General features: G+C 70.6%; 17 protein-coding genes. 7 read left to right on the top strand and 10 right to left on the bottom strand.

All coding sequences use genetic code 11. From position 1 onward, the window contains the following. Positions 1-58 precede the first annotated feature (58 nt). Positions 59-463, bottom strand: a complete 405-nt coding sequence (locus ACFMRZ_RS03790; protein ID WP_280274241.1) for a hypothetical protein — start codon at positions 461-463, stop codon at positions 59-61. A gap of 229 nt (positions 464-692) precedes the next feature. On the opposite strand from ACFMRZ_RS03790, the gene ACFMRZ_RS03785 reads away from it, so the two are divergent. Together ACFMRZ_RS03785 and ACFMRZ_RS03780 are read left to right on the top strand one after the other, a co-directional pair. After that, a complete protein-coding gene (locus tag ACFMRZ_RS03785; protein WP_280274240.1) occupies positions 693-908 on the top strand; it encodes a hypothetical protein in 216 nt (71 codons plus the stop codon). A 130-nt stretch (positions 909-1,038) separates the two neighbouring features. After that, positions 1,039-3,666: a LuxR C-terminal-related transcriptional regulator gene (locus ACFMRZ_RS03780; RefSeq protein WP_400177926.1), complete on the top strand. Its 2,628-nt coding sequence runs from the start codon at positions 1,039-1,041 to the stop codon at positions 3,664-3,666. Positions 3,667-3,669: 3 nt separating this feature from the next. Here ACFMRZ_RS03780 and ACFMRZ_RS03775 read toward each other — a convergent pair whose 3' ends face one another. Together ACFMRZ_RS03775 and ACFMRZ_RS03770 are read right to left on the bottom strand one after the other, a co-directional pair. Beyond that, positions 3,670-4,230, bottom strand: coding sequence for a hypothetical protein (locus ACFMRZ_RS03775; protein WP_400177925.1), 561 nt, complete (start codon positions 4,228-4,230; stop codon positions 3,670-3,672). Beyond that, positions 4,227-4,565 carry a hypothetical protein gene (locus ACFMRZ_RS03770; protein ID WP_280274237.1) on the bottom strand — a complete coding sequence of 113 codons (339 nt, stop codon included), beginning with the start codon at positions 4,563-4,565 and terminating at the stop codon, positions 4,227-4,229. The genes ACFMRZ_RS03775 and ACFMRZ_RS03770 overlap by 4 nt, the downstream gene beginning before the upstream one ends. A 220-nt stretch (positions 4,566-4,785) precedes the next feature. Between ACFMRZ_RS03770 and ACFMRZ_RS03765 the strand changes: the two genes are divergently transcribed. Then, the gene (locus ACFMRZ_RS03765) at positions 4,786-6,681 is read left to right on the top strand and encodes an alkyl/aryl-sulfatase (RefSeq protein WP_400177924.1); all 1,896 of its coding nucleotides are present in this window, start codon (positions 4,786-4,788) and stop codon (positions 6,679-6,681) included. Between the two features lie 98 nt (positions 6,682-6,779). Next, entirely contained in the window at positions 6,780-7,349 is a 570-nt protein-coding gene (locus ACFMRZ_RS03760; RefSeq protein ID WP_400177923.1) for a hemerythrin domain-containing protein, read from the top strand. A gap of 3 nt (positions 7,350-7,352) precedes the next feature. Here the strand turns inward: ACFMRZ_RS03760 and ACFMRZ_RS03755 are convergent, their stop codons facing one another. The 5 genes from ACFMRZ_RS03755 to ACFMRZ_RS03735 all read right to left on the bottom strand — a co-directional run bounded on the left by ACFMRZ_RS03755 (position 7,353) and on the right by ACFMRZ_RS03735 (position 10,066). After that, positions 7,353-8,021, bottom strand: a complete 669-nt coding sequence (locus ACFMRZ_RS03755; RefSeq protein ID WP_400177922.1) for an HAD family hydrolase — start codon at positions 8,019-8,021, stop codon at positions 7,353-7,355. Positions 8,022-8,086: 65 nt separating this feature from the next. Beyond that, a complete protein-coding gene (locus ACFMRZ_RS03750; protein WP_280274233.1) occupies positions 8,087-8,380 on the bottom strand; it encodes a hypothetical protein in 294 nt (97 codons plus the stop codon). Positions 8,381-8,512: 132 nt separating this feature from the next. After that, complete coding sequence (locus ACFMRZ_RS03745) at positions 8,513-8,983, bottom strand: nuclear transport factor 2 family protein (RefSeq protein WP_280369698.1); 471 nt, start codon at positions 8,981-8,983, stop codon at positions 8,513-8,515. A gap of 122 nt (positions 8,984-9,105) precedes the next feature. Then, positions 9,106-9,402: a hypothetical protein gene (locus ACFMRZ_RS03740; RefSeq protein ID WP_280274231.1), complete on the bottom strand. Its 297-nt coding sequence runs from the start codon at positions 9,400-9,402 to the stop codon at positions 9,106-9,108. A 184-nt stretch (positions 9,403-9,586) separates the two neighbouring features. Next, positions 9,587-10,066: a winged helix-turn-helix transcriptional regulator gene (locus ACFMRZ_RS03735; protein ID WP_400177921.1), complete on the bottom strand. Its 480-nt coding sequence runs from the start codon at positions 10,064-10,066 to the stop codon at positions 9,587-9,589. Between the two features lie 84 nt (positions 10,067-10,150). On the opposite strand from ACFMRZ_RS03735, the gene ACFMRZ_RS03730 reads away from it, so the two are divergent. Continuing rightward, positions 10,151-11,380 carry an MFS transporter gene (locus ACFMRZ_RS03730; RefSeq protein WP_400177920.1) on the top strand — a complete coding sequence of 410 codons (1,230 nt, stop codon included), beginning with the start codon at positions 10,151-10,153 and terminating at the stop codon, positions 11,378-11,380. On the opposite strand, the gene ACFMRZ_RS03725 is transcribed toward ACFMRZ_RS03730, so the two are convergent. Further along, entirely contained in the window at positions 11,292-12,377 is a 1,086-nt protein-coding gene (locus tag ACFMRZ_RS03725) for an S-(hydroxymethyl)mycothiol dehydrogenase (RefSeq protein ID WP_400177919.1), read from the bottom strand. The genes ACFMRZ_RS03730 and ACFMRZ_RS03725 overlap by 89 nt on opposite strands. A gap of 142 nt (positions 12,378-12,519) precedes the next feature. Here ACFMRZ_RS03725 and ACFMRZ_RS03720 point away from each other — a divergent pair, with 142 nt between their 5' ends. Continuing rightward, on the top strand, positions 12,520-12,774 hold the full coding sequence (locus ACFMRZ_RS03720; RefSeq protein ID WP_400177918.1) for a hypothetical protein: 255 nt from the start codon (positions 12,520-12,522) through the stop codon (positions 12,772-12,774). A 124-nt stretch (positions 12,775-12,898) separates the two neighbouring features. Next, positions 12,899-13,954 carry a GDSL-type esterase/lipase family protein gene (locus ACFMRZ_RS03715; RefSeq protein ID WP_400177917.1) on the top strand — a complete coding sequence of 352 codons (1,056 nt, stop codon included), beginning with the start codon at positions 12,899-12,901 and terminating at the stop codon, positions 13,952-13,954. Here ACFMRZ_RS03715 and ACFMRZ_RS03710 read toward each other — a convergent pair. Further along, a complete protein-coding gene (locus ACFMRZ_RS03710) occupies positions 13,888-14,622 on the bottom strand; it encodes an alpha/beta fold hydrolase (RefSeq protein ID WP_342213821.1) in 735 nt (244 codons plus the stop codon). The two genes, ACFMRZ_RS03715 and ACFMRZ_RS03710, sit on opposite strands and share 67 nt — an antisense overlap. Positions 14,623-14,632: the final 10 nt, after the last annotated feature.

The raw sequence follows: 14,632 nt of genomic DNA, 5'->3' as shown, positions 1-14,632 counted from the left end.
CATCATGACGACGGCGCCCGCGGAATACGAGACTTTCGCCGGACGGACCGGACCGGGATCAGCCCTCGGGACGCCAGGTCGCGACGGCCCAGATGACCACGATGTCGAGCGCGATGACCAGCACCGACCACCACGGGTAGTACGGCAGCCACAGGAAATTCGCCAGGATGGACAGCGCCGCGATGCCGATCGCCGCGCCGCGTCCCCATGCCGTACCCGTCATCAGGCCCACGGCGCAGATGACGAGCACGATGCCCAGCGCGATGTGGATCCAGCCCCACGTGGTGACGTCGAACTTGTAGACGTAGTCGACGCCCACGACGAACAGGTCGTCGTCCACGACCGCCGAAATGCCCTGGAACAGCGACAGCAATCCGACGGTGATCAACAAGGTCGCGGCGCCGATCGATGTGCCTGCCGCCACCCCCTGACGCACGGGATGGTTGTGCGAGGTGGTTGACATTCCCGTCTCCCTTCCGAGTTCCGAGCGCGGTTGTTGCAAGCACTGTCGCGCGCCGCGGCCGAGGACGCTTCACCCGCAGAGGGTGAGCCGACCCGCGGCCCGGGTCACCCGCCGAAGTCACCCCGAACGGATGATGCTCGCGGCCGTACCCGCCACGACGCTGAGGACGCGGGCACATCGCCCGGGACATCGCCGCGGCACCCAACGATCCACGAGGAGGTGAGCGTCCATGTCGGATGCCGTTCGATATCAGTTCGTCATCGAGGGCGAGTTGTCCGAACGCGCTCAGGCGGCCTTCCCCGATCTGTCCCGCAGCGATCACTCCACCTCCGGCACCACCACGCTCTACGGGTCCGTGCCCGACAACACCGCGGTGCGCGGCGTGATGGCTCGCATCGACGCGCTCGGCCTCACCCTCCTCGAGATGTCCCGGCTCCCGGACTGACGGCCGCGATCAGGTCACGAGACCAAAACGTTTCGGCGCTGACCCCGAAGTGCGGGTATACGGTCGAATACCGACAGATCAGGCACGCTGCACGAGCTCGACCGGAACCGGAGAAGCTTACGGAGGCGTAGTGGTCTCATCACAACTGTTCGTCAACGAATCGGGCGGCCTTCGCGTCATCCCCGGTCACGACACGTCCTGCGCACCGCCCGACCTGCCGTTCACCCCCCTGCGCCTGACCGAGGCCGATGCCCGGCTGGATCGGGCCGTCCGCGCGGGCAACGGGCATACCGTGCTGGTGTGCGCGCCGGCCGGTAGCGGCAAGACCGTCCTGGTCGCCGACTGGATCCGGCGCCGCCACGCGAACACTCCCGTGGGCTGGGTCGGCCTGGGCGATGCCGCCGCCGATCCGGCCCGGCTGTGGCCGGCCGTGGCCGACGCGCTGCGGCTGCCGGTCGTCAGCCGCCCCAACACCGTGCCGGACACCCCGGTGGACGACGCCGCCGCCCTGCTGGCCACGCTCGCCGACCGCCCCGGCCGCACGGTGCTCGTCATCGATGACGCGCACCTGATCACCGATCCGCTGACGCTCTCGGGCCTGGAGTATTTCGTCGAACACGCGCCCCGTCATCTGATCACCGTCGTCCTCGGCCGTTACGACCCGCCGATTCGCTGGCACGCGCTCGACATGACCGCCCGGCTGACTCGCGTCACGGCCCAGGATCTGCGGTTCGACGAGTCGCACACCGCGGCCCTACTCGCTCAGCACGACTGCCGTCTCACCGCGGCCGAGCTGTCCGGCGTGCATCACCTAACCTGCGGCTGGGCCGGGTTGGTCCGGATCGCCGCCATCGACCTCGCCGCGCGCACCGGCGACCGGGAGACCGCGATCGCCGCGCTGGCGCAGGGCCCGCGCGCGGTGGCCGACTTCCTCGTCGGGGAACTGCTGACCACACTGCCCGCCGATGCGCGTGACTTCCTGCTCGCCACGGCCGTTCCCGACTCGTTCAGCGCCGGACTCGCCGACACGCTGGCCGGGCCGGCCGCGGCACGGACGCTGGAACGCCTGCTGCGCAACAACTTTCCCCTCGAGGTCACGGCACACGACGGCGCGCTCTGGTACACCTACCACCCCATGCTGCGCACCTACCTGCTCGCCGAGGCGGGCCGCGCCGACCCGGACCGGATCGCCGAACTGCACCGCGACTGCGCCGCCTGGTTCGTCACCGCGGGCCTGTTGCCGAGCGCCCTGCGTCATGTTCTCGCCGAACCGGGCCGCCCGGCGCTGGCCGAGTTCGTCCGCGCACACGGACCCCGCTTGGTGTTCGACGGCAACGGCGCCGCCCTGTTCCGCGCGCTCGACCACCTCGACGCACCGGCCGACGACCCGTTCGTGCTGCTGCTGCGCGCCGCCGACGCCATCGAACACGGCGACGTGGTCCAGGCCGCCGCGCTGCGCGAACTGATCGCGGAACGGCCGCACCGGAATTCGGTGTTCGCGCCGCCGGATCTGTTGCGCCCGTTCACCACCGCGGTCGTCCACGATGTCGTGTCCGGCGCCACCGGCGCGGTGCCGCCCGTACCGCCCGCGACGGGCCACCTGGACCTCGACTGCTATATCGCCCTGCAGGTCGCCACCGCGCACACGTTCTCGGCCGACGCCGGACAACCCGGTGAACCGGGTCTGCGGCACGCCTTGGCCCTGTCGGAGCGGGCCGGCCTGCACCGCCTCACCCTGCACGCGCTGACCCGGCTCGCGATGACGGCCGGTCTCGGCGGTTCGCTCGGGCTCATGCGCGAGCGCGCCTTCCGGGCCGTCGCGTTCGCCGACAATCATCGTCTGCACGACACCGCGTCGCTGACCCACGCCCGGGTCATGGTCGCGCTGATGGCGTATCTGCAAGCCGACGACCACTACCTGCATACGGCCGAAATCCTGCCGCGCACAACACGTCTGGACGGGTCGACCGCGCCGGCGTCGGGCTGGCACGCCGATGTGCTCGCGCACCTGTTCGGCTTCGACACCGACCCCGACCGGCATGCCGCCGCCGACACGCTGCGCGACACCATGCACCGCCTCCTGGACGAGACGCCGGTACCCGCCACGACGGGCGGCCTGCTGACCCACGTCGCCTGGGCGCTGTTACGCCTGCGCCGCCACGACACCGCGCAACAGCTGCTGGACCGGGCGGTGACGGCGCTCGGGCGGCTGCCCGAAACCACTCTCGTGGAGGCCGCGCTCGCCGACTACCACCACCGCTCGACGGCCACGGTGGAGCTGATCGAACCGCTGCTGCGACAGGAGCAGCGACTGCACCCGGTCTCGGCCGTGCACGCCTGGCTGCTGCGCGCCGCGGCCGACCATCGCCTGGACCGGCCCACCGCCGCCTACGAGGCGCTGCGCCGTGCCCTGGCGCTCGCCCACACCGACCGGCTGATCCGCCCGTTCCTCGACGTGCCCGGCACCCTCGGCCTGCTCGACCAATTCGTGGGCAGGTTCGGCCATCTCGACGAATTCGTCGACATCATCCGGCACCGCCCGCGCGCTCGCGCCGCCGCGCAGGCCCCGCACCTGACCGACACCGAACTCGCGGTCCTGCGCCAGCTCCCGTCCGGCATGACCACCCACAGCCTCGCCACCGATATGGGCGTGTCGATCAACACCGTGAAGACCCATCTGCGCGGCATCTATCACAAGCTCGGCGTCCGCACCCGCGCCGACGCCATCGCCCACGCCCGCACCTTCGGACTGATCTGACGGTCACCACGCGGCCGCGGGCCTCGGCGGGTGGGCGGCGCCACGCCGCGGGGCGGGAACGGTCACGGTGGTCTCGCGGCGGAACGCCACGGTGCCCGACGCGGTCGACACCGCTTCCGCGAGATCGCGGGCGAGTGCGAGATCGTCTGCGGGAAGGGCGAATACGGAGAGAGCAAGGGCGCCGGGGCGGCCGCACGCGAGTCCGGGATCGAACCGGTCGACGACGGCGGGACAACCCGACAGCAACATGATGGCGGTGGACAATTCGGCCGGTGTGCCCGCGTCGGGCACCCGGACGCCCGCGGCGGCCGCCGCCACGGCGCTGAACAGCGTGACCTGCCCGGCCGGTACCGGTGGATACCCGATCCCGCCCCACCGCCGCAGCGACGGGCACGCCTCGAAATCGGTGCGACCCGACCAGCGTCCGCGCCCGGCCGAGAGCAACCGGTCGATCCTGGCTCGCCATGCCCGCGGGTCCTCGATGTCGGCGTGCAGCCGAAGTCGGCGGCAGGAGATACCGGCCGCGGTCGCGGGCGCGGTCTCGACGGGCAGCGTCATGGTCACAGCGGCCTCCGAACGCCGATCCGGTTGCCGCTCACCGTGTTCGACCGTCGCACGGGCACGAGCCGGCGCGCCCGCGAGGCCCGCCACGCCAGGGCGAACGCGGTGATCGCGACGGCCAGCAGCGCGGCGGTGGCGGTGAGGGTGACTGTCAGCAAGGCCGTGCTCGCCGCGGTCTCGGCGTGGTGGTGACGGAGCAGGATGGCCGCGGCGACCGGACCGATGAACACCAGCGCCGGGATCAGTACGAGAAACCCGACGGTGGCGGAGGAGGCCGGAGTGGGCGAGTCGTGCCGGTGCCGGCCGGCCGGCGCCGCGCGGCGCGTGATCATGTTCATCGCAAGCTCCTGACGTGCCGTATCAGGGGTTGTCCCGATGAGTTGTCCGATACCGCAGCATGTCCCCCGCGGTCCCGAGGCCGCCTCACCCGGTCAGGATGATCTCCGGCCCGGTGCCGAGATTCACCCGCCGTGGGTGAGGCCGATCCGCCACACGGCTGCGATCGTCGCTGCTTGTCCGACCCGCCAGCCCGCCACGGTAGCGACAGGGGTGCATGCCATGACCGTCCGCAGCGATGTTTCGGCAACCGTCGAATCGCAGCACGAGGAAACAATCCGCGACCTGCCCTTCGACGACGACCAGGACTTCGCCGACGCCCGCCGCGGGTTCGTCGCCGCGTTGCGCCCCGGGACGGTCGAGAACGCCGACGGAGAGGTGGTGTGGGACAGCGACGCCTTCGATTTCCTCGACGAGGACTGCCCGCCGACCGTGCATCCCAGTCTGTGGCGGCAGTCGAAACTCTGTGCGCTGCAAGGGTTGTACGAGGTCACCGACGGTATCTATCAGATCCGGGGACTCGACCTGTCGAATATGACCCTCGTCGAGGGCGACACCGGCGTGGTCGTGATCGATCCGCTCATCTCCGCGGAGACCGCGGCCGCCGGGCTGGCGCTCTACCGGGAGCACCGCGGCGACCGGCCGGTGACCGGCGTGATCTTCTCGCACTCGCACATCGACCATTTCGGCGGCGTCAAGGGCGTCACCACGGCCGACGACGTGGCGGCGGGCCGCTGCCCGATCCTGGCGCCCGTGGGTTTCGTGGAACACGCCGTCGAGGAGAACGTCTACGCGGGCACCGCGATGGCCCGCCGCGCCGCCTACATGTACGGCGCGGCGCTGCCCCGCGGCCCGCTCGGCGCGGTCGGCGCCGGACTCGGGCCGACGACCTCGACCGGCACCCCGACGCTCATCACGCCCACCGTCGACATCTCCCGGACGGGCCACACGGAGGTGATCGACGGCGTCCGGCTGGAATTCCAGCTCACCCCGGGCACCGAGGCGCCCTCGGAGATGAACTTCTACTTCCCGGACCACCGCGCGCTGTGCATGGCCGAGAACGCGACCCACACCCTGCACAATCTGCTGACACTGCGCGGCGCGCTGGTCCGCGACCCGCATGTGTGGGCGAAGTACCTCACCGAGTCGATCAACCGCTACGCCGCCCGCAGCGACGTCCTGTTCGCCTCGCATCACTGGCCGACCTGGGGCACCGAACGCCTCACCGAATTCCTCGCCCTGCAGCGAGACCTCTACGGCTACCTGCACGATCAGACTCTGCGGGCGCTCAACAAGGGCGTCACCGGGATCGAGATCGCCGAATCCATCGAGTTGCCGCCCGCCGTCGCGCGGGCCTGGCACACGCACGGCTACTACGGTTCGGTCAGCCACAACGTGAAGGCCATCTATCAGCGCTACATGGGCTGGTTCGACGGCAACCCGGCGACGCTGTGGCAGCACCCGCCGATCGAGTCCGCGCGCCGGCACCTCGAGTTCATGGGCGGTGCGGACGCGGTGGTGCGCAGGGCCCGCGAATCCTTCGCGGACGGCGACTTCCGCTGGGTGGCACAGGTTTTGAACTACGTGATCTTCGCCGACCCGGAGCACGCGGAGGCGCGGGCACTGCAGGCCGACACCCTCGAGCAGCTCGGGTTCGGCGCGGAGAACGGCACGTGGCGCAATTTCTTCCTGATGGGCGCCTACGAGTTGCGGCACGGGTCGGTCGGCACCCCGACCGCCGCCGACGCGCCGGACATCGCCGCGGCGCTCAACGTCGAGCAGTTGTTCGACGCGATCGCCCTGCGCGTCGACGGCCCGCGCGCCTGGTCGGCCCGCCTCACCATCGACTGGCGCGTGTCCGACCGGAACCTGGTGCACCGCACCGAACTTCGCAACGGACTGCTGGTGCATTTCGACATCGACGGCGACGTCCCCGCGCCCGACGCGACATTCACGCTGACCGACGCCGACCTGCACGCCGCGCTGCTGGGCGGGCGGGATCTGCGGCAGATGATCGCCGACGGCACCGTCGCCGCGGACGGCGACGCGACGGTGCTGGCCGAACTGGTCGGCTACCTGGACACCCCCGATCCGGACTTCGCCATCGTGACACCCTGACCCGCCGCGCGGCGCCCGCGCCGAGGCTCCGGTCCCGGCATACCATCGACCCGAGCGGGCGCCGGCGCCGGTCCGGCAACGGATATCAGGGAGGAACCGTGGACATCACCGAGCTGATCCTCGACGACCATCACGAGCAGCGGCGGCTGTTCGCCATCCTGGAGCAGATCGACCGGTCGCAGACCGGCGAACTGGCCGCTGTCTGGGATCGGCTGGCGAGCTTCCTGGAGCTGCACGCGCAGGCGGAGGAGGAGATCTTCTATCCCGAGCTGCTGCAACTGGGCGTCGCGGCCCGGCGCGCGGCCGGTGTGGAGGAGGAGACGCTCGATGCCATCCACGACCACAACGACATTCGGGACGCGGTCGCCGAGGTGGGGCGTCATCACGTCGGCACCGACGACTGGTACGCCGCCGTCGCCGCGGCCAATCAGGCCAACGGCGACCACATGGCCGAGGAGGAACGCGAGGGCCTGACCGATTTCCGTCGCCTGGCCGGGCTGTCGCGCCGCCATCAGCTGGCCGTCGCCTTCGCGGCCTACGAGGCGCGCAACTACGCCGGCGTGCGGCCGGTCGACAAGGACCCGGCCGAGTACGTCCGCGCCGCCGAGCAGGGCGTGCGGCCGGGACCGAGCGGTTCGCTGAGCATCGGTCCGATGAAACGGTCCTGACGCTCAGAGCAGGTGTGCGAGCGGGCTGTCGGCGATGTCACGCCGGAGCTCCGCGACGTCGTCGCAGACGAATTCCGCTCCCGCGCCGGTGAGTTCGGCGCGCGATATCCCGCCGCTGAGCACACCGATGGTCGGCACGCCGAGAGCCACGCAGGCCCGCGCGTCCCACACCGCGTCACCGACGAAGACCGCCCGCCGCGGTGGCACACCGGCCCGGTCGAGCGCGATCCGCACGATGGTCGGATCCGGTTTCGCGTCCTCGACGTCCTCGCCGCCGGTGACCGCGTACAGCACCGGTTCACTGTCCAGCAGCTCGCGCAGCCGGGCCAGTTCATCGGGGGGCGCGGAGGTGGCGAGGACGACGCGCAGGCCGCGGCCGTGCAGGTCCGCCAGGATCTCCCGGGCGCCGGGCAGCAGCGTCAGCTCGTCGGCGCTGTCGAGGTAGTAGCGCGAGTGCAGGTCGTCGGCGCGGTCGGCGGCGTCCTCGGCCAGATCGGGAGCGAGGGTCCGCAGCAGGGTGCCGCCGTCCATGCCGATGGCGCGGTGGATGCGCCAGGTCGGCACGACCGCGCCCACCTCGCGCAGCGCCCGGTGCCAGGCCCGGGCATGCAGGTAGTTGGAGTCGACAAGGGTGCCGTCGACATCGGACAGCACCGCGGCGGGATCTGGCACCGGAACCTCCTCGTCTCGGGACCGCTGTCGTACCGATCTACCCCGTATCCGCAGGTCGAATCTGTTCACCTGGCGCTCAACGTCTCCGACCGCGTTCGCGTGTCGTGGGCCAATCGCTCCAGTTCGCCGACCGCCTCCTCGACCAGGGCCAGCGCGGTCGGCTCGAAGGCGGGACCGGCGCTGCGCCGGGAGCGCACCAGATCGTTGTGAAGTCGCAAACCGATCGCGAACATGCGATCGATCAACTGGTCGCTCAGCACGGCGACCGGCTCCGGACGACGCGGCGCTGCGGATTCGCCCTCGGACCGCCGATCGCTTGCCGAACCCTCCCCCGTGTTCGATGCGGCAGCAGATGACATCTCGAACCCCCTGTGACTGGCATGGATGCATACGTAGCCACACTTCGGGACTCGGTTACCAAGGTTAGCTCGGAGACCGCCGAAGGCTGTGCGGTTGGCCGGAAGTCGACAGGGGTCGCACGCGCGCCCGGGCTATACCAGGCCGGTGGCGTCGAAGATCCAGGACATGTCCGCGGTGGCGAAATCCGCCATCCAGGTCGGCGGGGCGTGGTCGGCGAGGGCGCTCATGTCCCAGTAGTCCTTCCAGAGCGCGATCTTGCCGTGTTCGACCCGGTGTACCGAGACGAACCGCAGGACGGCGGATTCGCCTGTCTCCCAGCGCCATTCCTCGTGGTGCTCGTACATGACGTCGGCGCCGTTGTCGAGCAGCAGTCCGTCGAAGTTCTGGTAGGAGGCCAGGGGCTCCAGGCCGATCTTCAACCGCTTGACGATGTCCTCGGGGCCGCGGGCCGCCGCTGTCGGACCCACCGGCATGTCGAGATAGAGGCAGTCCTCGGACAGGTGGGACCGTACCGCGTCCCAATCCCGCCGCGACAGCGCGCGCCACAGCCCGAGCACCGTCTCGGTCACCGAATCCGCCTGTGTCCCACCGTCGATCGTCATCGCCTGTCCACCGCCTTCCGGAATCATTGTTAACAGATGTCCATACACCTGTCCATCAATGGTTTCGGGGCAGCGTGCCGGTCGGTTTGCTGGCGCTCCCCGACGGTGTCGCGGCAACGGGGTTACAGCACCGCCACTTCGATGGTGCTGTCGATGATCTTGAAGGCGGCACGGCACGGAAACAGTGATGTGCCGTGGATGTGCTGATGTCGATCGTCGGCGGCCAGCATGGTGATCGCCCAATCGGACAGAGCGTGCGGCACGCGGTGTGCCGAGCCGTCGGCACAGCGCAGTAGCACGTTCCCGGTGAGTGCCGGTGCTTCGAGGTCCATCGAGGTGATCTCCAGGATCAGGCCGTGATCGGCGGCGGAGGCCACGACCGGAACGTCGAGTTCACCCACTTCCGCAGTGTCGTCCATGACCGCGACGCTACTGACCCGCGAGCGTGTTCGCCACGAAATGGCTATTGACATAAATCATGTCGCCCACGGCGGTGCGTCCGACCGGAAGCGCTCGCGTCGCGGGAACACCCCGAACCTGGCCGAGAACCGCCTCCCACCACTGCCGCTGAGTGTTTGCCCAGTGACCGGAGACGAACCGTCGTCAGTCCCGGGCAGCCGAACCGCCGTGTTCACCCACCTTGCGGACCCGGGTGGTCGCCGCGGAAACGCGCTCGCCCGCACGATTTTCGGCACGCAGCGGCGCGACGGGCCTACCGTCGCGATCGACCAGGACGGAATGCGGTTCGTCGTCCGCGAAGGCGTGCCGCTCGCCCCATTGCCGCAGCGCCACGACGACGGTGAACAGATCCCGCCCGGCTTCGGTGAGTTCATAGCCGTGCCGCTTGCCACCCGGGTTGACGCTCGTGGCCAGGACGCCGTGGTCGACGAGCCGGCGCAGCCGATCGGTGAGGATGTTCCGGGCGATCCCGAGCCGCTGCTGGAAGTCGGTGAAGGTCGCGGCGCCGTCCATGGCGTCGCGCACGATCAGCAGGCACCACCGGTCGCCGACCAGATCGACGGTTCGCGCGACCGGGCAGGTGGGGTCGGTCCAATCGCGGCCGGACCCGCGGGTCGTGGTCATGAGCCTCCTGAGGATCAGTTGCGATTTGAAACCATTATGTCCTACGGTCGAAGAGTTTCATTTTGCAACTAATCGGGAGGTGTGGTGGCGACAGGATTCAGGAGATCGCAGCGATTCGTCCTGGCGGGCGTGTGCGCGGTGGCGGTGTCGACGATCTATGCGATCCAGCCGGTGCTGGCGACGGCGGGCAGTGGCCTCGGCGTGGCGCGCGAGTCGCTGGGCGGGCTGGTCGCCGCCGGTCAGCTCGGTTACTTCGTCGGCCTGATACTGCTGGTGCCGCTCGGCGACGTGCTGAATCGTCGCCGGCTCATCACCGCGCAGCTGCTGCTCACCGCCGTGGGAGCCGCGGTCGCGGCCGTCGCTCCGAACGGCGCGGTCGCCGTGGCGGGGCTGGCGGTCGCGGGCCTGTTCGCGGTCGTGGTGCAGGTGACCGTCGCGTATGCCGCGGCGATCGCCGCGCCGGGCGAGCGTGGCCGCGCTCTCGGCGCGGTCACCTCCGGCGTGGTGATCGGCATTCTCGGGGTTCGGGTCCTCGCGGGCGTCGTGGGTGAGGTGGCCGGCTGGCGTGCGGTGTACGCGCTGCTCGCGGCGCTCTGCGTGGCGCTGGCGCTGACGGTCCGCGGCACGCTCGAGCCGGATCGCCGCGCCCGGGGCGCGCGGTACGGGCAGGCACTGGCATCGATGGGGCGGCTCGTGCGCACGGATCGGCTGTTCCTGAGCCGGGGGCTGATCGCGTTCTTCCTCTTCGCGTCTTTCGGGATACTCTGGAGCGGGCTCGCGCTCCCCCTCAGCGGCGCGCCCTGGAACTTCGGCAGCACGCAGATCGGCCTGTTCGGATTGGCCGGACTGGCCGGGGCGGTCGGCGCGGGACGCGCGGGGCGGTGGGCCGATTCCGGTCGCGCGCAAGCGATCACGGGCTTCGCACTGGCGCTGCTCGCTGCCTCGTGGCTGCTCATCGCCCGCGCCGAGACGACCCTGTGGCTGCTGGTCGCGGGCATCGTCCTGCTCGACTTCGCCGTCCAGGCGGCGCATGTCAGCAGCCAGCACCTGCTCACCGCCGCGCGTCCCGACCACGCCGGGAGCATCATCGGCGCCTATATGGCGTTCTACTCACTCGGGTCGGCGCTCGGCGCGCTCACGACCTCTTGGGCGTACGGCACTGGGGGCTGGGCCGCCTCCTGCTGGACGGGCGCGGGCTATGCCGTTGCGGCCCTGGCGATCTGGGCTAGATCACGACGACCGAGCGCAGCACCTCTCCGGCGTGCATCGTGTGCAGGGCCTGTTCGACTTGATCCAGGGCAATGCGTTCGGTGACGAATCGGTCCAGCGGGAGCCTGCCCTGACGGTAGAGGTCGACGAGCGCGGGGAAATCGCGTTCGGGCAGGCAGTCGCCGTACCAGGAGGACTTCAACGCGCCGCCGCGGGAGAAGAAGTCGAACAGCGGCATGTCCAGCCGCATGTCCGGGGTCGGGACGCCGACAAGGACGACGGTGCCGGCGAGATCACGCGCGTAGAAGGCCTGCTTCCAGGTTTCGGGACGGCCCACGGCGTCGATCACCACATCCGCGCCGAAGCCACCGGTCAGGTCCTGGATGGCGGCCACCGGATCGGCCGCGGTCGCGTCGATCGTGTGGGTCGCGCCGAGTTCCGCGGCCCAGGTGAGCTTCCGCGCGTCGCGGTCGACCGCGATGATCGTCGAGGCTCCCGCCAGCCGGGCGCCCACGATCGCGGCGTCACCGACGCCGCCGCAGCCGATCACCGCGACCGAGTCGCCCCGGCCGACCCCGCCGGTGTTCACCGCGGCGCCCAGCCCGGCCATGACGCCGCAGCCCAGCAGCCCGACGACGGCGGGATCGGCGGCGGGATCGACCTTGGTGCATTGCCCGGCGTGCACGAGCGTCTTCTCGGCGAAGGCCCCGATGCCGAGTGCGGGCGTGAGTTCGGTGCCGTCGGTCAAGGTCATCTTCCGCGTGGCGTTGAACGTGTCGAAGCAGTACTGGGGACGACCGCGCCGGCAGGCCCGGCAGCGGCCGCACACCGCGCGCCAGTTCAGCACGACGGAATCCCCGGCCTCGACGGAATCGACTCCCGCACCGACACTTTCGACCGTCCCCGCCGCTTCGTGCCCGAGCAGGAACGGGAACTCGTCGGTGATCCCGCCGTCGCGATAGGTCAGGTCGGTATGGCAGACACCGCACGCGGCGACCGCGACGACGACCTCACCCGGGCCGGGATCGGGAACCACGATCTCGGTCAGCTCGACCGGCTTCCCCTGAGCCCGGGCGATGACTCCACGAACGTGCTGCGGCATGGGCGGTGATTCCTTCGACACTAGCGGGACTTCCGGTCCGGCGACCCTCGATCGCCACGTGTTCAGACTACTATCCAGACAGGTGTCCCACACAGCCGGACGCCTTCCGGACCCGAGTCGACCGAGAACACGTGAGCACCCGATGGACAAAGAAGACCTGACAATCATCGAATTCGCCCTGCTGTGGCAGCCCTACGGCGGCCCACCGGCCGAGGAGATCCTCGTCAACTTCGGCATGACCGAGCTGCGTTTCCGCACCCGCGTCGTCGACATCCTCGCCGACCGCGGCACCGCAAACGACCGTCCCCTGCGCCGACACGCCCGAGCCGCTCTCCGCTCCTACCTCGAGATCGGCAGGTCAGCCGCCCTGGCCCGCGCCGCGGCAGCCAGACGTTGAAGTCGTAGGCAACGGAACCGGCCCGCCGCGGCGGCGAGGGCCGGAGCGGGGGACGCCTGCCGGTGGGGTTGCGGCGTGATAATCGACGAGTGGAGGTTTCCGGGTCGGGGTGGGGCGTGGCGGGATGATCGGGACGCTCGTTGTCGCGGTGGCGGTGGCGGCGGTGGTCGTTGCCGGGCTGATTCTGTGGCTGCGGACCCGGCGGGTGGTGACGACTCCCGCTGAGCGAGCGGTACATTCGGCGCTGCACACGGCTTCGCTGGCTGCGGTTCCGCTGCGGGGCGGGCTGACCGCGGAGTCGGCGGGGGCGGCGGCGCCGCATCTGCGGGTGCTCACCGGCGCCGAGGGGCTCGGCGTCGCGGATGCCGAGGGCGTGCTGCTGGCGTGGGACGGGGCGCATGCCGATCTCGCGGAGACCTTCGCCGAGGCCGTGCGGCGGGCGCTCGCGGGCGGGCGCGCGGTGCTGGTCAAAGGCGGCGGAGAGGGTGACCAGGCGGCGCGGGTCGTGGTGGTCGCTTTCGGCGACTCCATCACCGACGGCTTCGTCGGCGCTACCCCGCTGGCCGTCCCGGCCGATCGCGCGGTCGCCGACACCAACGGCCGATACCCCGATGTCCTGCAGCGCCGCCTCGACGCCGCGAACATCCCGGTCTCGGTCGTCAATGCGGGCATCGGCAGCAACCGCGTCCTCACCAGCGGTGAGCCACTGCTGCTCGGCCCCAGCGGATTGGCGAGGTTCGAGCGCGACGCCCTGAACCGGGCCGGAGTCGGCGGCGTACTGGTCCAGGAGGGGATCAACGACCTCGGACTCCCGCCGCACGCCGACGCACCAGCGATGATCGCCGGATACGAACAACTCATCGAGGCCGCGCACCGGCACGGCAAGAAGATCTGGCTCGGCACGCTCCTCCCCGCCTCCGACGCCATCGTGGACGGCACCCTCCTCGTACCCGGCAGCGAAGCGACCCGCCAGCAGATCAATGCCTGGATCCGCACCCAGACCCTCGCCGACGGCGTCGTCGACTTCGACGCGGCCGTGCGCGACCCCGGCAATCCGGCCGTCCTGCGCGACGCCTACTCCGGCCCGGATCGCCTGCACCCCAGCCTCGCCGGTTACCGGGCAATGGCCGAGACGATCGACCTCACCATGCTCGCCGCCGCCGAATCGCCCTCCTGCTGACCGAATCCCCCGGGCCACACCGCCGCTGATCGCGACTCCGCGGTCACGCTGCGCGCCTGACGTTCCATGAAGTCGACGATCGTGCGGGCGACCTGTCGGCGCACGGGCTCGTGCAGCAGATCGTGTCCGGCATCGGGGAATTCGACCAGTTCCACGAGCGTCTCGCCCGTGGCCCACCGCCGAATCCGTTCCACCGGCGCCCGGCGATCGTCGCACCCGTGCAACGCCAGCGTGGGAACCGGCGGCGCCGGCACCCGCCACGCCTCGGCCTGCGGCGGTGTCCCGATGAGCACCACCGCGTGCACGGCCGTCACCGCGGCGGCCTCGGAGCGCATGGCGATCAGCGCGGTCCCCGCGCCCAGCGAATGGCCCATCAGGACCAGCGGCAGGCCGCCGTGTTCGCGCTCGGCCCGCGCGACCAGCGTCAGCGCGTCGGCGGCCAGCTCCTCGACGGGCGCATGCCGATCGGCCTCGCCCTCGCTGAGGCCGTGCCCGGCGTGGTCGATTCCCCAGACGTCGATGTCGTGCCGATTCATCGCCCGCGCGAAACGGTGATAGTCGGCGCTCTGCTGGCCCAGCCCGTGCAGGAACACCAGCACCACGCGCGGGCGCGGCGCCGGCCATCTGCGGAAGTGCACGCGGCCGTTCACACCCTCGAAGAAGGGCATCGGTTTCCTC

This window comes from Nocardia sp. N2S4-5, from assembly GCF_044628355.1.
Classification (GTDB): Bacteria; Actinomycetota; Actinomycetes; order Mycobacteriales; family Mycobacteriaceae; genus Nocardia; species Nocardia wallacei_B.
Note: the sequence above shows the minus strand (reverse complement) of the source record. Positions and strands in the feature narration are given on the sequence as shown.